The sequence below is a fragment of the Neobacillus pocheonensis genome, from assembly GCF_050477905.1.
Lineage (GTDB): Bacteria > Bacillota > Bacilli > Bacillales > Cytobacillaceae > Neobacillus > Neobacillus pocheonensis_A.
The window spans coordinates 154,495-176,407 of record NZ_JBCNAD010000008.1 but is presented as its reverse complement, the minus strand read 5'-3'; the positions used below and the strand labels follow the sequence as shown (position 1 = coordinate 176,407).

Below are 21,913 nucleotides of genomic sequence, written 5' to 3'. Positions count from 1 at the left end.
TTTAATTTATTTTTCTATATCACATTAAAACGAAAGACCACAACCTTAATGATGGTGTGGTCTTATCCAGCTAGTGCCGATCTTAAATCGGTGATTTCACTTTATCTTTTTTTGTTAGCTTTTCTTTCAAATTATCCATATAGGAAATATAGGCCTTTTTAGAATTTTCAATATGAATCCTCATTAAATACTCTGCCATATCCGTTTCTTTATCACGTAAGGCTTTCATAATATCGATATGTTCCTTTAAGGATTCTTTTCTCCTGCCCGGTGTTTCGTACCCCATATTCGCAGCCATATGAATATAGTCAATTAAGCCTGAAAGAATTTCAAATAATTTGGGGCTTTTTGAAGCCTTATTGATCAGTCGATTCATTTGAATATGTTCAAAATTAAAGTTTTCTAAATCCTGCTCTTCTAGTTCCATTAACTCTTGGATTTTTTGATCCAACTCCATTTGGGTTCCCTTATCCATCTTTTGTGCTGCTAATTTTACAGCTAGAACTTCTAGCGAGGAAAGAATCGTGAATACCTCAATAACTTCCTTCTCAGAGATATTCGTGACAACGACACCTTTTCTCGGAACTGTTTTAACAAATCCTTGAGATTCCAAACGGAACAAAGCTTCCCTAATGGGGGTACGGCTAATGTTCAGTTTCCCGGCAAGCTCTCTTTCAATCAAACGATCCCCTGCTTTAAATTCCCCTTCTAAAATCATTTCCTTTAAATATAGATAGGCATGTTCTCGAATCGATAAAAGATTGTTTTCCTCCCATCTTGTATCCATATATATACCACCCATTCAATTAATAAGTATTTTATTTAGATAGAAATACTCCACCATAAACCAATGCGAAAACAATAACAAGGGAAGGATGAATTTTGAACCGAATTAACGTCAAATAGCTGATTCCTACTAATAGTAATAAATGGAGGAAACCACTATTTTCAAATGCGGTTAATAAGAATTGATAAGCCATTACAGCAAGTAAAATCGCAATAATTGGCTGAACTGATTTTGTCATCAGTTTAATTTTCGGAGAATCTTTAAATAGATTCACAAATTTAAATAACAATATAACAGCGAGTGCAGAAGGGAGAATAGTAGCGGCCAATGCAATAATCGCACCCGGAACTCCTGCTAATTGATAACCGATAAAGCCGCCCATTTTGGTAGCAATTGGTCCTGGTAAGGCGTTGGCAATGGCTAAAATATCGCCGAACTTTGATACACTCATCCAATGATAATTATTCACTACTTCATTTTGGATCAGTGGAATCGTTGCTGGGCCGCCCCCGTACCCTAATAAATTAGCTATAAAAAATGACCAAAATATATGCAAATAAATCATGAGCTTTTTTCCTTTCTCTGAACCAATACCTTTGCCTGAGATGAAGCCGCCTTTTCTTTACGATCAGCGATGAAATAGGCAGAAATCAGAAAAATCGCGATTAATATGCCTGGATGTAATCCAAGAAATTGAACAAATATTAATGAAACAACTGAGAGCGTCAGCATTTTCGACAAACCTAATCCCTTCCTGCCATTTTGGAAGAAACGGTAGGCCATCTCCACTAACATAAATCCAATCACAGGTGTAACCCCTTGAACCATTCCACTCACAATGGGAGATTCTCTAAATGAATAAAGCACTCCCAACAAAGCAATCATGGCTACAATGGAAGGGAGGATGTGCGAGAGGATGGCAACAGTAGCTCCCAAAGAACCCTTCACCTTATATCCGATATAGGCTGCCATTTTGGTCGCGATTGGGCCTGGTAAGGTATTAGCCAAAGCCAATATTTCTGAGAATTCCTCTTCCGTCATCCATTTATATTTTTGGACTGCTTCAAATTCAATCAACGGTATAGTAGAGGGACCGCCTCCATAACCAGTCACACCTGTACGCGCAAAGCCAATAGTTAACTCAACATATGGTTTCAGTTGATTCTCCCCCTTTTTAAACCAAAACATTTTACTTTCCCGTTGATTAACATGGACCCCATTCTGCCAAATCGACAAGAAATGAGGTCCGGAGTCAATTATTTTTTTATATCCGCTTCTGTGATGACTTCTAGGCCATCACCTTCCACCAACTTTTGCAAGGCTGTTAAGGCAGCGGTACCTACAGCCGTATCTTGTTCGCCGTTGCCACCGCTGACGCCGATTCCCCCAACCACTTCACCATTAACAACAATCGGGAAACCGCCAACAAAGATCGCGAATTTACCAGGAAGCATCTGATTAATCCCAAATGCTTCATTTCCAGGGAGTGCCGGACCATTGGGTTCTTTATTAAATAAATGAGTAGATCGTTTATGGCCAGAAGCCGTATAGGCTTTTGCAATGGAAATTTCAGGACCAGTAATGCGCGCTCCATTCATACGTTCAAGCGCGATCAGGTTTCCTCCATCGTCGACAATCGCAATCGTTTCAAGGACATTGATTTCTTCAGATTTTTTCTTAGCCGCTTCAATCATAACTTTTGCTTCTTCTAGTTCTAATTTTAAAACAGTTTTCATGTTTGCTCTCCTCTGCTTATTATTAGTAGCCAATATAGACTGTTTTTAATTGGGTAAAGAACTCAAGGCCCACTCTTCCAGATTCACGGAACGTGGAAGTACTTGATTTTTTAAGTCCTCCGAAAGGCGCGTTCATTAGATTTCCAGTTGTGGTACGGTTCACCTTTACAGTCCCTGCTTGAATATCCTTTGTAAATTGGTTGGCGATTTTTAAATTATTCGTCACAATCGAAGCAGATAATCCATACTCGACATCATTGGCAATAGCGATGGCTTCTTCATATGTATCTACTTCAATTACGGCGATAACAGGTCCAAAAATCTCTTCTTTTGCAATCCGCGAGTCTGGATCCACATTTGTGAATATGGCTGGCTGCACATAATATCCTTTTTGGTATTCCCCTTCAGTTAACTGCTCGCCGCCAAAGACAAGTGCTGCGCCATCTTCCTTACCGTATTGAATATACTTTAAAACATTTTTTAGTTGTTTTTCGTTTGCCAGCGGCCCAATTTTTACGCCTTTTTCAAAACCATTTCCGATTTTGAGGGCGCTTGTTTTTTCAATGAGTTTTTGAACAAAGGCCTCTTTCACGTCTTTCAATACGATGACTCGGCTTGTTCCTGTACACGCCTGCCCTGTTAATGAAAAACCACCGTTAACAGTTAAGCTGGCAGCAAGATCAAGATCTGCATCATCCATGACGATGAGCGGATTTTTCCCTCCAAGTTCCATCTGTGTCCGAGTTGTAAAGGAAGCTTTTCGATGAATATCTTCTCCAGCCGCTGTTGACCCTGTAAAAGTAACGGCTCTTACAGCTGGGTGGGTGACCAAAAGATCGCCCACTTCTGACGCTTTTCCTGTCACGAAGTTGATAACACCTTTCGGAATTCCTGCTTGAACTAATGCCTCTACTAAACGTACGGCAATCAACGGTGTATCAGAAGATGGTTTAAATACAACCGTATTTCCTGTGATTAAAGCTGGTGCAATTTTTCTTGCTGGAATCGAAAGCGGAAAATTCCAAGGAGTAATCACACTCACTACACCAAGCGGTTCTCTTTCTGTTGAAACTTTCATATTGGGATCATCGTTTGGAAAGGTTTCGCCCGTAAAGGTTTGGCCTTCCACGGCATAAAACCGGAGAGTTTGCGCAGATCGTAACACCTCATTTTTTGCATCATCAACGTGCTTTCCTTCCTCTCGGGTTAACTCTTCCGCCAATTGATCAGCATTTTGTTCGAGAATGCTGGCCGCTTGATTTAAGATGGATGCCCGTTTAGAAGGAGCCGTTTTCGACCATGCTGGAAAAGCTTGCTTGGCAGCTTCAATCGCCAATTTAACATCCTGCTCATTTGAAGCCTGAAAAGACCCAACAATATCTTCATGATTTGCCGGGTTTACGCTCAAAAATGTCTTCTTGCTGACAGCCTCCTGCCACTGGCCATTTATTAAGTTATTGAATGTTTCAACTTTTGTAGTAAGCACGCTTATCACACTCATTTCTTTATAAAAATAGCCGCCAATTAAACATTACACTGCAAGATTAAATAGGGCGGCTTGTAAAAGGAAACGAATTCAAAAGCTGACACTTTTGAATCCGTTTTAATATTAAATAGCTTTAAGATTATTTCGCTTCAACTAAAGCACCCAAATCCTGCTCTAAATACTCTCTCCATAATCCATCCATATACATACGGCGCATTTTTGCTCCAGTTCTTACTACTTCAAGACAGCGTTGCTGTAATTCAGGAGTATCCGCATGATCGAGAACAATTTTGTAACCACGTTCACCATGGATTTCGTCAGAAACGATGTGTAAATCGAAAAATTCAATTTCTTCATCTGTAAATCCATATTGCTCACGTAATGCAGGAGTTTGCTTTCGGTAGATATCAGGAACTTGAGATTCTAAGCCTACTACTAATGCAGCAGTAGCGACAACGAAATTCTCACGTGCAGCCACTGCGAAACACCAGCTTTGAAGACCTAATGTAGTTGGAGCCATATTATCTGGATTAACAACACGCTCACGAGTAGTTCCACAAGCTTCAGCAAAACGGATGAGCAGATCAGTGTGACGGTCTGCGGCGATTTCTTCCTCATACATGTTTTGTAGAGTGAAATCTTTTGCAGCTTCAAATTTTTGATCGGTTGGAGTGTTGTGGTAAATATAAGCTAGGTAATCAGCGAATGGTCCAACGTAGTGATAGTGATTTTCTGCCCATCTAGCAAAGTGTTTTCTTTCTAATTTTCCTTCAGCCCATGCTAGTGTAAATGGTGCCTTTTGGCTGTGGTTTCCTTTAATAGCTTCTTCCAGTTGTTTACGAAATTCATCTTTTGATAGTAATTCTGCCACTATAATCATCTCCTCTAGTTTTATGTAGGTAATCCCAAGTAATACTTGGTATTTGATATTTTGTATACCAAATGAGGTAAAAAATAAAAGATTGTTAGAATTTATCTAGCATTCTTTAGGTTTTTTTCTATTTGGTATACCCTTGAATAAATAGTAACCTATTTTGCATCGTTTGTAAATATAATTTTTAGAATTTTTAAAAGATTAATATAATCTGAAAACTTTCCGTTGGGATCCGCGAGGATTTTATGCCAACGGCTTATTAATTAAAGCGCTTCTACCTTCAGATTTAACAATTTATAAAGATCTTTTGCAAGATTATCTAAAGCCTCTTCCACAATCTGCTGGCCAATTTCCCAGCTGGCCTTTGTCGCATCACCGATACAGCCATTTTGAGTCATTTCTTCATAATAGTAAAATCCTTGAATCGCATTCCCTGGTCTTAGCATTTTCCATCTTCCATCTTCTTGAATATCGCCTTTTTGTATTTCATTATGACGAACAAGCTCTGGAGCCAAATATAAGGCTTCGGAAACTTCCCGCTCGCAGCTATGGCCAAATAAAGATGAGGTCACATTATTTTTAATCGATTTTTTAGCAGATGCTGTGGTTTTCGCATAGTAAATTTCCACTTCGAGTTCTTTTGTTAAAGTCATCGAAGCCACATTTAATGTAGATTGGTTGCCTCCATGTGAGTTTAAAAATAAGAACTTTTCAATTCCATGATGTTTTAATGAGGCGACCATATCTTTTAAAACCGCAATCAGTGTCGACGGCTGCAATGAAATGGTTCCTGGAAAATTTAAATGATGCTGCGAAACCCCCATATTAACGGTTGGAGTCACGATAACATATGGAAACATTTTTTTACCAAGCTTGTTGGCCATCCTTTCGGCCAGGACCGCATCACAACTTTCGACCATATGTGGACCATGCTGTTCATGTGCACCGATTGGGATAATAGCAAGCTTTACACTTTTTAATGCTTCTTCTACTTCCTTCCATGTCATGCTTGTTAGATTGTAACAATCCATTATTTATCACCTATTTATCATTTTGTATTTTGTATACCAATAAACTAAATAAGAAAATCCCTATTTTATTTGGATTGCTGATTGCTTTTTCGGTGCTTGAATCGAAATATTTTCTTGAGAAATTTCGATATCCTGCTTTATCGTTAGCTGGCAAGTTAAACGATAGCCTTCATTTACCTTTTCCCCCAGCATTTTTTCTTCCTTCCAATTTGGTGGAGCCAATTCGTCTGCGCCGTCAATTACAATACAAGTGCATTTCGTACACCGACCCATTCCACAGCCGTACTTTAGCTTTGGTAATTGGCGTGTAGCAGCTAATACTACTAAATTGGCATTATCTTTCACTTCTTGTTCAACGGTTGTTCCATCAACATGGAGAATCACTTTTGGCATAATATTACCCCTTTCTGTTAATTCGAAAAATTTAGACTCTTTCCTGAAGTATACATTCTTTTTGTTGGAGAAGCAAACTTGTTTTTTAATTATTTAAATATTTAGAATATATTGTTGAATATTTTACCTTCTTCATATAAAATACAAATAAGTAGTTTGGTATACAATGTTCCTAGGAGGGATGAGAGTCAATTTACGGCTATACTTTAAAACGAGTAACTTATGAAAATTAATAGATTAATTGAAGGAGTGTTCAAATTGGGAAAATATATTGTGCTAACAAATAAGGAAAGCTTCCAAACCATTCTTGATAACGAGGGCCTCGAGCCGGTGGAAACCTACCACTTCTATTTCTTTGATCAATTAAGGGCGAAATATACGATTGCTAAAGTTCTTGATGAGAGCGCGAAAATTCAATTGTTCGAAGAGTTCGAAGGAAAAGAATATGTGAATCGTATCGCTGTTAAGTTTTTTGAGAGATTTGAAACAATCGAAGCTGCACGTGAGGAATTAAATGAGATTGTAAAAGCATCAGGGAACAGTGAGGACTCTGTTAACTCCAAACTCGTAAAATCAGATGAGGTGGCTGTATAAGTTCGAAAGGTGTTAAAAAAAAAGTCCGGAGAGAAAGAAAGTCTCTCCGGTTTTTATATTCTTGTAAAGGAAATAAAAAACCGCCACATTGGTGTGACGGCTTCATTAAGTAAAGGAATTACCTTAAAACTTAAGTATTTTTCTAAGCGAAGCTAATTTTTTCTCAGCTTTTTCTGCAGATTTTTTAGAGCCAAATAGAATGTTAAACATTTTTATTCCCCCTACTAGTTATTTTATTTGTTACATTTATTTTATTATGAAGTATAAAAAAATACAACATTATTGTATACCAAATACCAAAAATAATCTAAAACATGGCGGAATTGTGTCATTATTCAGTGTGTTTTTCATAATTGGTATACCATATTAATAAGTAAGGGTGTTGATATGCTGAGATTGATGTTTTTTCTGGTGATTGTACTGTATTTACTTTCTGTTCTATTCCCCCAACTGGATATTGGGGTTATTTTATCCGTTTTGAGTCTGCTCATTGTCTTATTTACATTATTCCAAGCAAAACGATTTGTCCAAATATTAGGTAGTACCTTCTTAATCCTCGGTTTGATTTTATTGTGGACAAGCGGAGCCCGTTGGCAGGACTATATCTTTTCCTTTGGTCCTATGCTTGACTTATTGACCATGTTTACCTTAGTACCGATTTTAGGAATCCCGATTAAACTAGGCGGGTACAGCGGCGGCATTCAAACGATTATTCAAAAAAAGGTTAAAACCTCTGGACAGCTTTACATGATTACTTCCGGTTTTTCATACTTTTTTAGTATTTTTATGAATCTTGCTACACTGCCGATGACTTACTATTCCATAAGACCATCATTAGATATCATTCCAGTCCAAAATAAAGAACGATTTATGAGCAGAGCAATAACCCGAGGATTTGCAATGCCGCTATTGTGGGCACCTGTAACGCCGATTGTGGGGATTGTTATTACCATGACCGGTGTAAGCTGGGCTTCCATTCTTCCCTATGTGATCCCTTTAAGTGTTGTAGGTATGGGGATGGATTGGTACTTAGGAGCACGAAAATCAAAAATGATGATTCAAACCCAAAAGAACCCTTCCATCCATGAAACAGCCGCAACTGCTGAGGTTAAGGCTGGGCAGGTTGACCGTTCTAAAAGAGTTTTTCAAATATTATTAGCTATCATTATTTTCAATGTCATCATTTCTTTAATAGAGAAAAAGTTTCCTTATCCTTTTTTGACACTGGTATCCTTAATGGTTATCCCATTTGCCTTTAGTTGGTCCTTATGTTTGAAACAAGGAAAAGAGTTTGGTGCCCATTTACTGCAGCATTTCCAAAACTTTTCTGTTAGTATGAAAGATCAGTTTTTCATCTATTTGTCAGCAGGCTTTTTTATCTCAACCATAAATGTTTCCCATACAAATGAATGGTTAGATAGCTTAGTGATCAAGTTTATTCATGTAGCTGGTGTAGAAATCTTTTTAATTTTATTGCCGTTAATTCCTTTGGCTTTCGCTTTCCTTGGCCTTCATCCTGCTGTTTCGCTTGCTTTAATGACCGAAGGCCTAAATCCTGCAGTAATTGGGATTTCCCCATATATATTGACGGTTGCGATGCTAGCTGGCGCAGTAGCTTCCTTTTTAGTAGGTCCTTATAATGCTACATTAGGGCTCATGTCTAATATCGTTAAAGAAAGTTCTTATAAAGTATCAAATTGGAATCTATCTTTCGCCGGTCTTTATATCGGCTGTGTGATGGTCTATTTATTTATATTGCAAATGTTCTTTTCATAAATGGAATGCGTAACACAAAATAAAGCAAGGAGGAGTCAATCAGGATTGACTCCTCCTTGCTTTGCATGAATTTCCTTGACGATTTCCATGGCAAAATGCCCTAGATTTCCTTCACTATAGGAACGAATTACTTCGGGAGCTAAAGAAGTTAATGCCCTTTTTACATATTCAGGGGAAATGCCTTTCTCAGAAAAAACCTTTTCTAATTCAATGGCTGCCTGGATAGCGTAATAGGTTGCTAGTTTATTTACTTCTGTTAAACAATCTTCACTATCTATTTTAACTTTCCCTAAATATCGATAGAGTTCCTCTATGTGCTGTGGTAAACGGATTTCTGTAATAAAAAGTCCATTGCCATGTTCCTTTAAGTCTTTCCAATGGCCCATAAACTTCACGCCATGAACGTTCAAGGAAGGCAATGTTGAGATTATTTGATTTGTTGGAAGTGTTGTGGCCATATTAATCAAATAAGTTGTTCCTTTAATCTCTAAATTGGAAATAAACGGAATAACATCCATTGCCGGCAAAGCCATTATTAACACATCTAGTTTGCTTAAATCCTCTGCTGATAAACAAGAACCATTTTGAAACTGTTCCACAAACTGTTCTGCTTTCATTTTGGTAGGATGATAAATCCCGATCGGAATATTATGTTTATGCCAATGAGTCATCATTGCCGTCCCAAGTTTCCCAATACCAACTAAACCAACCTTCAATGGGTTCATAATTACACTAATCCCCTCCTCACTTTCAATTACAACCCTAATTCTATTCATTTCTATTACAATCATGCACTAAAAAAATAGGGGCTCCTTAAAATCAGAACCTAACTGACTTTTAGGATAGCCCCTTCATTTTAGAATGTTTTTTCTTTATTTACCAAATTATGACGGCTAAAACCGTGGCAAGAAGAAGTCCTGATATTACAGGAATGAAGTTTTTCCTTGCCAGTTCCAGCGGTGATACTTGCAAGAAGCCTGCAACAGCAACAAGAGACGACCAAGCGATTAGCGTTCCTCCACCACTCCAAACAGCTCCCATTTGTCCAATTGCAGCCATAACTGAAGGATCGATGTGACTTCCTGGAGCAATGGCACCAGATAGAGCACCAGTTAAAGGAAGACCCGCAAATCCTGAACCATCTAACCCGGTAATGACACCCACGATTAATATACCAATCGCGGCAAAAATTGGGCTATGCGGAATATAGTTTTGCCCAGCTTGAATTAAGTCAAACAGAAAGGCTGGTTTTGCAGCTTTGTCACCTAAGGATAAAATGGCCCCTGAAAAGTCACCACTTCCCATAAAGAAATAGCCTGCAATCGGAATCACGGGTGCCATTGCTTTAAAAGCGAATACAAAGCCTTCCGTGATATGTTCACTTATTTTATCAAGCGCATGAATTCGGTTAAAAGCAATGGTGGCTAATACTAATAGAATTGTAGCAACACCGCCAATAAAGGCTGCACCGTCCCCGCCCTCGAATCCAGATCCGTTACCGAGTTTTGTCTGGAACATAAAAATCATAACGGCTAACATTGCTAGAGGAACAATAACAGCAAATACTTTACCCCAAGTTTCTTTTCTATGGTTAATATCGACTGTTTCTTCAGCCGTAGCAGCGAGCTCCTCTGCCACATCAAAGAATGCTTTTTCTTCATTATTGACGTTGCTAGTAGATTTTTTGGTAATTGCTTTTCGATGTGTTACGTACACAATCGCTAGGGAAGTTAGACCTGTAATAAGAGAAAGGATGAATGCCTTATCTGAAACAGCTGCTTTATCAATACCGGCAGCTTTTGCACTAAGCATAGGCGCCACTTGCATAATATAGTCTGATGAAAGCGCCATCCCTTGACCTGCAATAACAATAACCATTGCGGAAGTCATAACTGGTAATCCTGCACTAACTGCCGCAGGAACTAACAAAGCACAAATTAATGGAACGGCTGGGGTTGGCCAGAAAAAGAGTGAAATGACATAGGTTGTCACCATTAATACTAAATAAGAGACATGGCCGTTAACCATTATTTTCTGTATCGGCACAACCATCCTTTTATCTGCTCCGAGATCCTTTAAAGAATTCAGGAGTCCAATCATGATGGAAATAATTAAGAATATACTGAATAACTCCTTTGCGGCCACAAGGTTAGCATTAAAGACCGCTTGAAAGCCTGAAATAAGACTTCCTTTATAAACCGCTGCTACGATAAAGGTCCCGATGATAAGAGGCAGTACGACCCCTTTTCGAAATAGCATAATAACAATAACAGCTGCAGTCACAAAAAGGTATACCCAATGAGCTAACGTTAACTCCATATGTCCCCCTCCATTTAATTGTAAAATTTTCCATCAATTAATTTTATATTGTTTTGCTTGAAATTTTGAAAGATACTATGGAGAGGAGAAAAAGTTCGAAAGCGCTCCACCAGAGTTGTTATTCTCTCTTCTCAATTACCTTTTTACTGTTAAACACGAAAATGCAAACAATTGCGATTACGTTTAATAGGAAAAAATAAATAAGTTGGTGAACTTTGTATATTGTGGATTGTATACCGGTAATGCATAAAAAAATAAACTTTACTCAATAAAACATAAGCTGAAACTATCAATCTTAAAACATAGATATAACTTTACAATACAATAAATTCTTCATTTAAGTTGCTGATATGTAGGAATGATGAAGATTACCCCCTCCTTTTCACTACATAGCTAGTAATAACTATATAGGTTGAAATTAATATAACATTAAGTGCCCAATTAACGCAACAATATTTTGAAAATTTAGACGTTTATTTATATTCGAAATATTAATCTTGATTTTACTCCCCTCTTCCGCTAAAATATAAAAACAAAATGGTATATAGTATACCAAACAAAATGAATACCTGAGGAGAATAAATATGCTAAAAGCTGGGATTATTGGCTACGGAACGCTTGGAAAAAGCATTGGAGAATTAATTGATTCAGGACAAGCTGGAGATGTTTTACTCAAATCAATTCTGGTAAGAAAACTGCCTAGTTCATTAGAAGAAATATCCGATCAATGTATTGTCACAACCAATGAAGATGTTTTTTTTACACAAGATTTAGATATCATTATAGAAGCTGCAGGCCATAATGCCCTCAAACAATATGGGGAAAAAGCTCTTTCTTCCGGCAGTGATTTGGTCATACTATCTGTTGGGGCTTTATCAGATAATGAACTTTATCATTCATTGCAAGAGTCGGCTTCAAAAAACCAAAAGCAAATGATTATCCCATCTGCTGCCATTGCTGGTTTGGATCGAATTGCTGCTGGGGTTTTAGGTGAGATAGACGAGATCACACTCATTACAAGAAAACATCCCAGAAGTTGGTATGGCACTATTGCTGAGGAAAAAGTAAATTTGGCCACCATCACAGAGCCTTATTGCATATTCGAAGGTAATGCAAGAGATGCAGCCAAATTATTTCCGGAGAATGTAAATGTCTCTGCCGCATTAAGTATTGCTGGTGTTGGATTTGATGATACAAAGGTACAAGTTTATGTTGATCCTACTATTCAGATGAATACTCATACAATTATTGCTGAGGGAGAATTTGGGAAAGTCGAAATATCCGTGCAAAACAAACCATACAAACAAAATCCAAAATCCAGTCCAATTGTTGCGATGAGTGTGGCAAAGGTATTAAAAAACCTGACAGCCCCTACCGTTATTGGTCTATAATATTTTTGCTAAACCTAAATAAAAAGGGAAACCCATCAATAGATGGAGTTTCCCTTTTATCGGTTTCGCTTTTCCTTTGCTTGGTTGACCGCTTCAATATATGCCTTTTTAGAATTTTCAATATGAATCTTTGTTAAATACTCGGCCATTTCTATTTCCTGATTACCAATCGCTTCCATTATTTTCAAGTGCTCTTCCATCGACTTTGCTGCACGGCCCGGGTTTTTAAATCCAGTCTTTGCAAAAGCACTAATATAATCAGACAAGCCACTCAATATTTCATAAAGTTTATTATTTTTTGCTGCACTATATAAAAGATGATTGAATTCAGAATGTAGTTGTGAAAAAGTAGAATCATTTTCATTACCCAAACTATTTTCAGCCTTTTTGATATAGTCAGAAATTTTATTACTCGTTTCATCATCTAATTTTTGCACGGCTAATTTTGCTGCCAAAACCTCTAATGAAGAAAGAATCGTAAAAACCTCAATAATTTCTTTCTCAGAAATATCTGCAACAATGACACCTTTTCTCGGCACTGTTTTAACAAACCCCTGTGATTCTAATCTAAATAAAGCTTCGCGAATCGGCGTCCGGCTTATATTCAATCTTTCTGCCAATTCTCGTTCGACTAATCGATCTCCCGTTTTAAATTCACCTTCTAGAATGAGATCTTTAATGTGAATATAGACCCTTTCACGAAGTGATATTAAATTTTCCTCTGTCCAATTATTCCCCAATGGTATCACGCTTTCTCTCACAATATAAACTGTAATAATTATAACCCACTATATTTACTCATTTCAAATGAAATGGATTAATCTTCCACAGTTAACAACTTTTTAAATGGTCCTTTCGAGAAAGAATCATCATCTAATACAGCCCGATAAATGATTTTTGTCAAAATTTCAGAAAGTTTCATTACAGTATATAGCCTTGTGCTATTTAACGACTGTACTGGTGAATAAGAATCAAGACAATTCACAATCGCCTTTAAGTGATAATCCCCTACACCTGGCAAAACTTTATTAAGGGCTGCCCCTGGAAAAAATGGACCTTTTTTAAACAAAATGGAACCAATTTGTGCCGGTTCCCCTAAACAAGCATCGATTCCTATAATAAACGGTTCATGGTGTATTTCTTTAACATTTTTTAAAATTTTATGAATATTCAACGCATGAACTGGTTCTTCTAATGTTCCATATACAGGTAATGGGAAGTTGATTTCTTTTAGCATTGAACCCACTATCGGACCAAGTGAGTCTCCTGTTGAACGGTCTGAACCAACACACAAGATAATCACTTCTTTATTTGTCTTGCTTAAAACATCTTTAAGTTTAAGCGCTAATTTTTCAATCTCTTTTTCCTCAGTTAAATCTTTTAGAGAGATATAACCAGGTCTTTCTACCTCTTCCTTACTTATTTTCTTATTCACAAAAGGCCACATCACCATCAACCCTTCTCTGGCTGTAATTTTGATTCCCTTTGCTTCTCATCAGTTTTATTCCGTATACACTTATTTTATTATAGATAGTGTAAAACCATCTATATACTAAATAAGAAAAATAATCAATTAGAACTTATCCGTTCACAACTTTGTAACAATCAAATAAAAAAGTACCTTAAACACCATCTTAAAGATGTTCCAAGGTACTTCTAGTTAAACCCAATTATCATCGCCATTATCCCAATTTCCAAAATCATTATTATCTTGGGGATTATTTTGATCATCCCTGTCAAATTGAACATCTTGCCCATCTTCATCCCAATCTGACGGATCGTCACCTCTGCCTTGTCCGAGTTCCTCCTGTAACTGGTCAATTTCATGTTCTTGAATGATATTTTGATCCATCAATTCTCGCATAATTTCATGGTCCTGTAATTGTTGCAAGGCATGGAATTGATCAAACCCAATCCTGCCTTGATTAAACAAATAGGTTAGGAGTGCCCCAGCGGCGATTCCCCCTGCAAACGATCCCATTCCGCCAAATCCTCCAGGGCCTGAACCATAGTGTCCTCTAGGATCGTAATAGTCCCTTCTAGGTTCATAATAATCTCTTCTAGACTGATAGACCTGCGGGCGATTTCTTTTAGTAAGCGGGCGAATTATTAAAAAATAGACCAACAAAATAATGATAATGATTCCAATAAAAGACATTTTTATACCATCCTTATTATAAATAATGTTCGTTTATAAACTTTACATAAAAGGCTGGTTTCATTCAAAATTTCTCTACTTAAACGACAGCAGGCTTCACTAAAACCTCTACTAAGCGATCCATTCCTTGCTGGATCTTTTCAGGTGTAGAGTGGCTAAAATTTAATCGGAACGTATGGTGCTTTGGCTGGTCGACATAGAATGGTGCTCCTGGGACAAAGGCAACCCCATTATCAACTGCCTTGGAAAGTAAACGAGTTGTATTTAAATGGTTATTCCCTTCAACCCACAAAAACATTCCTCCCTTAGGCTCTTTCCACGTAAACAAGCCTGGCTCAAGTTTATGCAAAAAATCCCTCATAATCGTCATTCGATAATAATACTCACTTCGAATCTGTTTGATATGTCCATCAAGGTTGAAGTCGCGTAATAAATAATAAAGTGCCTGTTGATCAATGCTGCTTGAATGCAGGTCATTCATCTGCTTTGCTTTCGCCATCATTTTTACCACCTCTACTGGACCAGTAACCCAACCTGTTCTTAGAGCCGGAACAACTGACTTTGAGAAAGTACTAGTATAGACGACATGGCTCTGCTGATAATCAAAGGCAGCAACTGGCTGATAATACTCTTCATCATGAAATTGAATATCACCATAAGGGTCGTCTTCTAGAACGAGTACATTATATTCATAGGAAAGGCTTTGAAGCTTTTGACGTCGTTCATTGCTCCAAACCTTACCATCTGGATTTGAAAAAGTTGGGATTATATAAACAAATTTAGGTTGATATTGGCCCATTTTGGCTTCTAAATCTTCAGGAACCATCCCATGTTCATCACTGCTGACGGCAATAACATTTGCCCCGTATGACCTGAACACCTGCAAGGCGGATAGATAGGTTGGATCCTCTGTTAAGACTATATCACCGGGAGAAAGCATGATCCTAGAGAACAAGTCAATAACCTGTTGTGAACCCGTTGTGACCAAAATGTTTTCCGGGGTTGAAGAAATACCTTTTTGAGCCATTTTTGCTTGAATAGCTTCGCGAAGTGGCGTAAAACCCTCCGTTAATCCATACTGTAAAGAAGATTTACCAGATGCAAATACTTTTTCATAAGCATTCTTTACTTCCTCTATTGGAAATATGTCTTCAGCTGGCAGTCCCCCTGCAAATGAAATCACGTGACCTTGTTGTGTCACTTTTAGGATGTCTCTGACCGCAGAAGATTCATAGGTTTTAGTTTGGGGTGCAAATGGATATTCCATTGTAATTCGCTTCCTTTTTAGTATATTAGATTAGTAATATTGAATCATTTTATAAATTCAATTAGGAAAAATATATTAAAGCTAATATTATATTATTAAAAAAAAGTAAGCAAGCAAAATATTCTAAATGTTTGGAATTATTATTGTGAAACTAAAAAACTCAACCTACCAACGTGGCTGAGTTTTTTAGTATATGAAGCACCATTTTAGTTTTCGGCTAATTTAGGCACAATCTTTTTTTGTGCAGGTTTAGCTGGTGTCCCTTCCATCGGATCTTCAGCTGGTTTTGAACGTTTGATGAAGAAGGCAAGGACAAGGGCAACTGCAGTAATAAAAGTAGCAATTAAGAAGGAATAATTGATTCCTTTTAATGTTGCATCCATGACAATTTGCTGTTTCATCTGTGCGACTACAGCTGGAGTTGGTTGCTCGGTCATATGTTTCATAGCAGCTGCTCCGAGCGTTTTTGCCTCTGACTGCGTACGATTCGTCATGATTGTCACCAATAAAGCAGTCCCGATAGCTCCTGAAACCTGGTTCATGGTATTGTTCATAGCTGTACCATGTGGGTAAAAACGCTTTGGCAATTGATTCAATCCATTTGTCGATACCGGCATCATTACCATCGACATTCCCAACATCCGCACAGAATATAAAATGATTAAGTGGTTATAGGTAGTATGCAGTGTTAATTTGCTGAAAAAAAAAGTGGTTACTACCATTATTGTTAACCCACTAATAGCTAAAATTCGTCCCCCAACTTTATCAAATAATTTCCCTGTAATCGGAGACATAATTGCCATTAAAAGTGCCCCTGGAAGAAGCAGGAGCCCTGCATCCATTGGCGAGATTCCACGAAGGTTTTGTACATAAATCGGAAGCAGCAGCATTCCTGAAAACAGCGCCATATTAACCACCATTGCAATTGCAGATGATAAGGCAAACATAGGGTATTGATACACTTTGAAATTAAGCAAAGGCTGTTCCTTCTTAATTTGAAGAATAATAAACACAAATAACGAAATGACACCTATGGCAATCGTTCCATAAACCTCAGGACTGTCCCATCCTTTTTTACCGGCCGAACTAAAACCATACAGAATACCACCGAAACCAACGCTCGATAAAAGAAGTGAGACGAAGTCCAGACTCATCACCACTTTTTCCTTTTTATCTTTTAACAAAAAGATTCCAATTAAAACAACGACAATCGCAATTGGAGTGATAAAATGGAAAAGCATTCTCCAATCATAATGTTCGATAATCCACCCCGACAATGTCGGACCAATGGCTGGGGCGAACATTAGGATTAACCCGAAAACGCCCATCGCAGCTCCCCTTTTTTCAACCGGGAAGCTTACTAACATCACATTCATGAGTAGTGGCATTAGAATAGCGGAACCTGATGCTTGCAGCATACGACCTGCTAATAATACAGGAAATATATGGGCAATACCCGCTATAATGGTTCCAAAGGTGAATAGCCCCATTGCTGCTAAGAAAAGCTGGCGAACTGAATATTTTTCAATCAAGAAGGCTGTGGTTGGAATCAAAATTCCGTTTACCAGCATAAAGCCTGTTGTCAACCACTGAACTGTCGACGCCTCAATTTTAAGATCCTTCATTATGGAAGGTAATGCAATATTTAATAATGTATTATTTAAAAATGCAATAAATGCACCAATCATCAATACAGCAATAATTCCATACGGCGGATGATGATCATGTTTATTGGATTGGTCCAATATATAGTACCCCCTTATTAATCACAATTAATGATATTTTTCATCTAAACTCGATTATTTACCCGTCATTTTAGTAATAACTCTAACCCATCATTGATAACAATGACATAGGGCAACATTGCCCAATCCTCCGTACAACAGCAAACTGAAAAACCATGGTATCATTGAGATAAAAGGTTTGTACCTAATTTATTATTGGAGTGTAGTTTACAACTAGTTTCAGGTCGAAAGGGTGTTTATAAATGGATAATACAATCCAATCTGTCTATATATTAGAAAATCCAGAAAAGAAAACGATAAATTTTGCTACTGACTATCAACTTCGCTACGGAAATATAATCAAAGAGGTTTTCGGAGTGGCATGCATCGAAGATTTACACATGATGATTCAATTTAACAGGAGTTTTCAACAAAGTATTTGTAAAATAAATGGAATTAGTGAAAAGAGAATTACTCTCGATAAGATTATCCGAATTGCTTCTAAGGAGGAATTACTTCAATTAAAAAAAGAGTTGAATGAGAAAATGGTTCCTAATTCTCAAGGGATTGATTCAATTCCTTGCCCTTTTGACACAGAAATTAAACTGCAGGAAGGAATTTTTAAATGGGATGAAAAAAACTCTTCCTATATTCCTATTACACAGAGCGCTTGAATTAAATTCGTAACTCTTGAAAAAACAGACAGAGATACATGTCCCTGTCTGTTAAATACCTTTATTATTCGTGGAAATTTGTCCCATCAGTGGTGGCAGTAATGATTCCAGCACGGATCACAAAGTCACCAAAGTGCTCGCCATCTTCACGTTCTTTCGCAAAGCGTGAAAGAAGCACACGAAGTTCACTTAAGATTTCTTCTTCTCCAATGTTTTCACGGTACATTTTGTTTAAACGACTGCCATCATGGCCAGCACCAAGATACATATTGTATTTGCCTACAGCTTTACCAATAAAGGCAATTTCACCAAGCCCTGGACGTGCACATCCGTTTGGACAACCCGTCATGCGAATCGTGATTTCTTTATCGCGCAGACCGTTTTCATCGACTATCTCTTCAATTTTATCCATCAAGACAGGTAAATAACGTTCAGCTTCCGCCATAGCTAGTCCACATGTTGGCAGGGCAACACATGCCATCGAGCTGCGTCGTAATGCAGAATAATGTTTGCCATCCGTTAATCCATATTGTTCAATCAATTCGTTAATCTTTTTCTTTTTCTGAGTCGATACATTGGCAATAATCACGTTTTGATTCGTTGTTAAACGGATTTCACCATTGTGGATTTTAGCAATTTCCCGTAAGCCTGTCTTCAGCTTGTATTCTGTGAAATCAGCTACCCGGCCACCTTCAACAAAAAGGGTAAAGTGCCATTTACCTCCCACACCTTTAACCCAACCGTAGCGATCGCCATTACTCTCAAAATGATAAGGCTTGGCATCTTCCAGACTCCAGCCCAAGCGGTTTTCAATTTCAGCCTTGACTGTTTCCAGTCCTAAGCGGTCAACAGTATATTTGAAGCGGGCATTTTTACGTTCTGAACGATTTCCGTAATCGCGCTGAACCGTAATCGTTTTTTCAGCCACATCATAAAGCTGTTCTGGCTTACAGAAGCCAATGACTTTAGCAAGCTGCGGATAGGTCGCTTTCTCACCGTGGGAGCTTCCCATACCGCCCCCTATTGCCACGTTAAAACCAATTAGTTTGCCCTCATCAACAATAGCAATGAAACCAAGATCATTTGAAAAAACATCGATATCATTGGTTGGAGGAACAGCGATTGCAATCTTAAATTTACGCGGCAAATATAAAGGCCCATACATTGGCTCGATTTCATCCACTTCCGGTGTTCCAGCTACTTTTTCTTCATCAAGCCACACTTCATGGTAAGCTCTGGTCCGCGGCAGTAAATCATTACTCAGCTTTTTCGCCCATTCGTATACTTCTGTATGGATTTCGGATTGATAGGGATTGGAAGTACACAATACGTTCCGGTTCACATCGCCACATGCTGCAATGGTATCCATAAGTGTTGAATGGATCGTCTGAATCGTATTTTTCATATTCCATTTTAAAATGCCATGCATTTGAAACGTCTGACGTGTGGTGATCTTTAAAGTACCGTTTCCATTTTTATCGGCAAGCTCGTCCATCACAAGCCATTGGGCAGGTGTCGCAACACCGCCCGGCAACCTGACACGTAACATAAACTGATACGCTGGTTCAAGCTTTTGTTTTGCACGTTCATTTCGCAAATCACGGTCATCCTGCAAATAGCTGCCGTGATGCTTCATTAAACGATTATCATCATCGGGAATTCCAGCACTTATAGGGTCAAGCATTACTTCCCTTAACGTTCCGCGCAAATAGTTACTTTCTTTTTTAATGCGCTCCACATCACTCGGCTTTCCTGTTGGCGCTGTTAAAGTTTGATTAACCATGTTGAAAAAACTCCTTTCAATCCAAAATCAGTATACATCACGCTGATAACGTTTTTGCTGTTGCAAATCGGCAAGATACGATTCTGCATTTTCACGGCTCAAGCCGCCTTCTTTTTCAATTATCTCAATGAGAGTATGATGAACGTCGTGCGCCATATTTTTCTCATCACCGCAAATATAGAACACTGCTCCTGCTTCAAGCCAATCAAACAATTCCTTACTATGTTCTTGCATGCGATGCTGTACATACACCTTTTTATCTGTATCACGTGAAAAAGCAACATCCATTTTGGTTAATACACCGTTTTTTAACCAATTTTGCCATTCGGTCTGGTAAAGGAAATCGGTCACGAAATGCTGATCACCAAAAAACATCCAAGCTTTTCCTTCCGCTCCCGCTTCTTCTCGCTCCTGCATAAATGAGCGGAATGGAGCGACACCTGTTCCTGGACCGACCATAATAATTGGTGTATCAGGGTTAGCAGGAAGCTTAAAGTTTTCATTATGTTGAATAAACACAGGCAGTGTGTCTCCAGGCTGCAGACGTTCTGCTGTTAAGATTGAGCAAACGCCTTTTCGCTCACGGCCATGCGCATCATAGCGAACCGCACCGATTGTCAAGTGCACTTCATCTGGACTCGCAGATAAGCTGCTGGCAATTGAATAGAGTCTTGCTGGAATTTTGCGAAGAATCGATACAAACTCCTGTGCTGAGGTACCCCATGAACCAAAATCACGAACGAAATCCACTAAATCACGTCCATAAATATACGATTTTAATTTTTCCTCATTACCTGGTGCTAATAACTCCAGTAAGGTTTCATTCCCTGATAGCTCAGCGACCTTTTGAAGAAGTGGTTTAGTCAGAGTCGTAATTTCATAATAAGATTTCAAGGCTTCTTTAAGCGAGAGAATATCCCCTTGTTTATTTAGAGTTACCACGGTTTCTGCATCCCATTTCAATTCAGCTAATAGAAGCTCAACTATTTCAGGATCGTTTTCCGGGTAAATTCCAAGACTATCTCCTGGTTCATACGTAAGCCCAGATCCTTCTAATGATATTTCAAGGTGACGCGTTTCTTTATTGGAACCGCGGCCATTTAAATTAATAGTTTCAAGTAATTCCGCTCTAAAAGGATTTGATCTTGAATACACGGATTCTATAGCTTGCGCTGCTGTACCCACAACAGGCGCTGGAATGCTGGCCTCTGCTTCACTTACACTGCTAAGAATACCTTGAAGCCATTCTGAAAACGGCTCATCGTAATCAACGTCACAGTCAAAGCGCGGATACAACCTTGTTCCACCAAGTTCCTCCAAACGTGAATCAAATTCTTTACCTGTTTGACAGAAAAACTCATAAGAGCTATCACCAAGTGCCAAAACAGAAAAATGGAGGTCATCGAGTTTCGGTGCCCTTTTACCATGAAGAAATTCATGGAAGGATAAGGCATTATCAGGTGGATCTCCCTCTCCATGTGTACTTACAATAATAAGTAGGTTCTGGACCTTCTTTAAATTGTTTGCTTTATAATCACTCATGGAAGATACGGTGACTTTAAAACCATTCCCCTCAAGCTGTTTAGCGGTCTTATTCGCAAGACCCTTGGCATTGCCGGTTTGTGATCCATAAAGAATGGTCACTTCTTTAGATAGATTTTTTCCAGTACTTTGAGTAGAAAGCACATCGGTTTGTGCGCCTAATGCTAATGTTGATGATGAAGCAGCCAGATATCCGCTTAGCCAAACTTTTTGAGATTCTGTTAATGTTGGCAATATACGGTTAAGGAGTTCGGCCTGCTCCTGATTAAACGGACTGTTCAATACTTGAAGTTGCAATAAGATCACCCCACAAAGGTAAATGTCATTTTTTGAAATTTAAGATTCATCTGACAAAAAATTGATTAATATTATAATAGT

Annotated in this window: 21 protein-coding genes; 4 read left to right on the top strand and 17 right to left on the bottom strand. The window is 38.2% G+C overall.

From position 1 onward, the window contains the following. Positions 1-82: 82 nt before the first annotated feature. The 8 genes from ABES02_RS05375 to ABES02_RS05340 all read right to left on the bottom strand — a co-directional run bounded on the left by ABES02_RS05375 (position 83) and on the right by ABES02_RS05340 (position 6,307). A complete protein-coding gene (locus tag ABES02_RS05375) occupies positions 83-787 on the bottom strand; it encodes a GntR family transcriptional regulator (RefSeq protein ID WP_430131802.1) in 705 nt (234 codons plus the stop codon). Positions 788-818: 31 nt separating this feature from the next. After that, positions 819-1,352 carry a chromate transporter gene (locus ABES02_RS05370; protein ID WP_430131798.1) on the bottom strand — a complete coding sequence of 178 codons (534 nt, stop codon included), beginning with the start codon at positions 1,350-1,352 and terminating at the stop codon, positions 819-821. Continuing rightward, positions 1,349-1,975 (bottom strand): chromate transporter, encoded by a 627-nt coding sequence (locus tag ABES02_RS05365; protein WP_430131795.1) that lies wholly within the window; start codon positions 1,973-1,975, stop codon positions 1,349-1,351. Before ABES02_RS05365 ends, ABES02_RS05370 begins: the two co-directional genes overlap by 4 nt. A 68-nt stretch (positions 1,976-2,043) precedes the next feature. Beyond that, the gene (locus tag ABES02_RS05360) at positions 2,044-2,523 is read right to left on the bottom strand and encodes a GlcG/HbpS family heme-binding protein (protein ID WP_430131792.1); all 480 of its coding nucleotides are present in this window, start codon (positions 2,521-2,523) and stop codon (positions 2,044-2,046) included. Between the two features lie 22 nt (positions 2,524-2,545). Continuing rightward, the gene (locus ABES02_RS05355) at positions 2,546-4,024 is read right to left on the bottom strand and encodes an aldehyde dehydrogenase family protein (RefSeq protein ID WP_430131789.1); all 1,479 of its coding nucleotides are present in this window, start codon (positions 4,022-4,024) and stop codon (positions 2,546-2,548) included. Positions 4,025-4,148: 124 nt separating this feature from the next. Continuing rightward, complete coding sequence (locus ABES02_RS05350) at positions 4,149-4,880, bottom strand: TenA family transcriptional regulator (RefSeq protein ID WP_430131787.1); 732 nt, start codon at positions 4,878-4,880, stop codon at positions 4,149-4,151. A 266-nt stretch (positions 4,881-5,146) separates the two neighbouring features. After that, positions 5,147-5,914, bottom strand: coding sequence for a creatininase family protein (locus ABES02_RS05345; RefSeq protein WP_430131785.1), 768 nt, complete (start codon positions 5,912-5,914; stop codon positions 5,147-5,149). A 60-nt stretch (positions 5,915-5,974) separates the two neighbouring features. After that, positions 5,975-6,307, bottom strand: coding sequence for a 2Fe-2S iron-sulfur cluster-binding protein (locus tag ABES02_RS05340; RefSeq protein ID WP_430131782.1), 333 nt, complete (start codon positions 6,305-6,307; stop codon positions 5,975-5,977). Positions 6,308-6,565: 258 nt separating this feature from the next. Here ABES02_RS05340 and ABES02_RS05335 point away from each other — a divergent pair, with 258 nt between their 5' ends. Together ABES02_RS05335 and ABES02_RS05330 are read left to right on the top strand one after the other, a co-directional pair. Beyond that, positions 6,566-6,901, top strand: a complete 336-nt coding sequence (locus ABES02_RS05335; RefSeq protein ID WP_430131779.1) for a hypothetical protein — start codon at positions 6,566-6,568, stop codon at positions 6,899-6,901. Between the two features lie 387 nt (positions 6,902-7,288). Continuing rightward, positions 7,289-8,677 carry a hypothetical protein gene (locus ABES02_RS05330; protein WP_430131776.1) on the top strand — a complete coding sequence of 463 codons (1,389 nt, stop codon included), beginning with the start codon at positions 7,289-7,291 and terminating at the stop codon, positions 8,675-8,677. Between the two features lie 35 nt (positions 8,678-8,712). Here the strand turns inward: ABES02_RS05330 and ABES02_RS05325 are convergent, their stop codons facing one another. After that, complete coding sequence (locus tag ABES02_RS05325) at positions 8,713-9,402, bottom strand: NAD(P)-binding domain-containing protein (RefSeq protein WP_430131773.1); 690 nt, start codon at positions 9,400-9,402, stop codon at positions 8,713-8,715. A 151-nt stretch (positions 9,403-9,553) separates the two neighbouring features. Next, complete coding sequence (locus ABES02_RS05320) at positions 9,554-10,996, bottom strand: hypothetical protein (protein ID WP_430131770.1); 1,443 nt, start codon at positions 10,994-10,996, stop codon at positions 9,554-9,556. 584 nt (positions 10,997-11,580) lie between these two features. Here ABES02_RS05320 and nadX point away from each other — a divergent pair. Continuing rightward, entirely contained in the window at positions 11,581-12,387 is an 807-nt protein-coding gene (gene nadX / locus ABES02_RS05315; protein WP_430131767.1) for an aspartate dehydrogenase, read from the top strand. Positions 12,388-12,443: 56 nt separating this feature from the next. Here the strand turns inward: nadX and ABES02_RS05310 are convergent, their stop codons facing one another. The 5 genes from ABES02_RS05310 to ABES02_RS05290 all read right to left on the bottom strand — a co-directional run bounded on the left by ABES02_RS05310 (position 12,444) and on the right by ABES02_RS05290 (position 17,500). Beyond that, on the bottom strand, positions 12,444-13,127 hold the full coding sequence (locus ABES02_RS05310; RefSeq protein ID WP_430131765.1) for a GntR family transcriptional regulator: 684 nt from the start codon (positions 13,125-13,127) through the stop codon (positions 12,444-12,446). Positions 13,128-13,204: 77 nt separating this feature from the next. Beyond that, the gene (yyaC, locus tag ABES02_RS05305; RefSeq protein ID WP_430131762.1) at positions 13,205-13,822 is read right to left on the bottom strand and encodes a spore protease YyaC; all 618 of its coding nucleotides are present in this window, start codon (positions 13,820-13,822) and stop codon (positions 13,205-13,207) included. Between the two features lie 225 nt (positions 13,823-14,047). Then, positions 14,048-14,545, bottom strand: a complete 498-nt coding sequence (locus ABES02_RS05300) for a hypothetical protein (protein ID WP_430131759.1) — start codon at positions 14,543-14,545, stop codon at positions 14,048-14,050. Between the two features lie 79 nt (positions 14,546-14,624). Then, a complete protein-coding gene (locus ABES02_RS05295; RefSeq protein WP_430131756.1) occupies positions 14,625-15,812 on the bottom strand; it encodes a PLP-dependent aminotransferase family protein in 1,188 nt (395 codons plus the stop codon). Positions 15,813-16,018: 206 nt separating this feature from the next. Next, complete coding sequence (locus tag ABES02_RS05290; protein ID WP_430132363.1) at positions 16,019-17,500, bottom strand: DHA2 family efflux MFS transporter permease subunit; 1,482 nt, start codon at positions 17,498-17,500, stop codon at positions 16,019-16,021. Positions 17,501-17,799: 299 nt separating this feature from the next. Here ABES02_RS05290 and ABES02_RS05285 point away from each other — a divergent pair, with 299 nt between their 5' ends. After that, entirely contained in the window at positions 17,800-18,210 is a 411-nt protein-coding gene (locus ABES02_RS05285) for a hypothetical protein (protein WP_430131753.1), read from the top strand. 64 nt (positions 18,211-18,274) lie between these two features. On the opposite strand, the gene cysI is transcribed toward ABES02_RS05285, so the two are convergent. Beyond that, positions 18,275-19,993: an assimilatory sulfite reductase (NADPH) hemoprotein subunit gene (gene cysI / locus ABES02_RS05280; RefSeq protein ID WP_430131750.1), complete on the bottom strand. Its 1,719-nt coding sequence runs from the start codon at positions 19,991-19,993 to the stop codon at positions 18,275-18,277. 27 nt (positions 19,994-20,020) lie between these two features. Next, positions 20,021-21,832: an assimilatory sulfite reductase (NADPH) flavoprotein subunit gene (locus ABES02_RS05275; RefSeq protein ID WP_430131746.1), complete on the bottom strand. Its 1,812-nt coding sequence runs from the start codon at positions 21,830-21,832 to the stop codon at positions 20,021-20,023. Between the last annotated feature and the right edge of the window lie 81 nt (positions 21,833-21,913).

Bases quoted from the DNA above. Each gene is read 5' to 3' on its own strand.
- ABES02_RS05375 (WP_430131802.1), bottom strand. From the start codon at position 787: ATGGATACAAGATGGGAGGAAAACAATCTTTTATCGATTCGAGAACAT.
- ABES02_RS05370 (WP_430131798.1), bottom strand. From the start codon at position 1,352: ATGATTTATTTGCATATATTTTGGTCATTTTTTATAGCTAATTTATTA.
- ABES02_RS05365 (WP_430131795.1), bottom strand. From the start codon at position 1,975: ATGTTTTGGTTTAAAAAGGGGGAGAATCAACTGAAACCATATGTTGAG.
- ABES02_RS05360 (WP_430131792.1), bottom strand. From the start codon at position 2,523: ATGAAAACTGTTTTAAAATTAGAACTAGAAGAAGCAAAAGTTATGATT.
- ABES02_RS05355 (WP_430131789.1), bottom strand. From the start codon at position 4,024: ATGAGTGTGATAAGCGTGCTTACTACAAAAGTTGAAACATTCAATAAC.
- ABES02_RS05345 (WP_430131785.1), bottom strand. From the start codon at position 5,914: ATGGATTGTTACAATCTAACAAGCATGACATGGAAGGAAGTAGAAGAA.
- ABES02_RS05340 (WP_430131782.1), bottom strand. From the start codon at position 6,307: ATGCCAAAAGTGATTCTCCATGTTGATGGAACAACCGTTGAACAAGAA.
- ABES02_RS05330 (WP_430131776.1), top strand. From the start codon at position 7,289: ATGCTGAGATTGATGTTTTTTCTGGTGATTGTACTGTATTTACTTTCT.
- ABES02_RS05325 (WP_430131773.1), bottom strand. From the start codon at position 9,402: ATGAACCCATTGAAGGTTGGTTTAGTTGGTATTGGGAAACTTGGGACG.
- ABES02_RS05320 (WP_430131770.1), bottom strand. From the start codon at position 10,996: ATGGAGTTAACGTTAGCTCATTGGGTATACCTTTTTGTGACTGCAGCT.
- nadX (WP_430131767.1), top strand. From the start codon at position 11,581: ATGCTAAAAGCTGGGATTATTGGCTACGGAACGCTTGGAAAAAGCATT.
- ABES02_RS05300 (WP_430131759.1), bottom strand. From the start codon at position 14,545: ATGTCTTTTATTGGAATCATTATCATTATTTTGTTGGTCTATTTTTTA.
- ABES02_RS05295 (WP_430131756.1), bottom strand. From the start codon at position 15,812: ATGGAATATCCATTTGCACCCCAAACTAAAACCTATGAATCTTCTGCG.
- ABES02_RS05290 (WP_430132363.1), bottom strand. From the start codon at position 17,500: ATGATTGGTGCATTTATTGCATTTTTAAATAATACATTATTAAATATT.
- ABES02_RS05285 (WP_430131753.1), top strand. From the start codon at position 17,800: ATGGATAATACAATCCAATCTGTCTATATATTAGAAAATCCAGAAAAG.
- cysI (WP_430131750.1), bottom strand. From the start codon at position 19,993: ATGGTTAATCAAACTTTAACAGCGCCAACAGGAAAGCCGAGTGATGTG.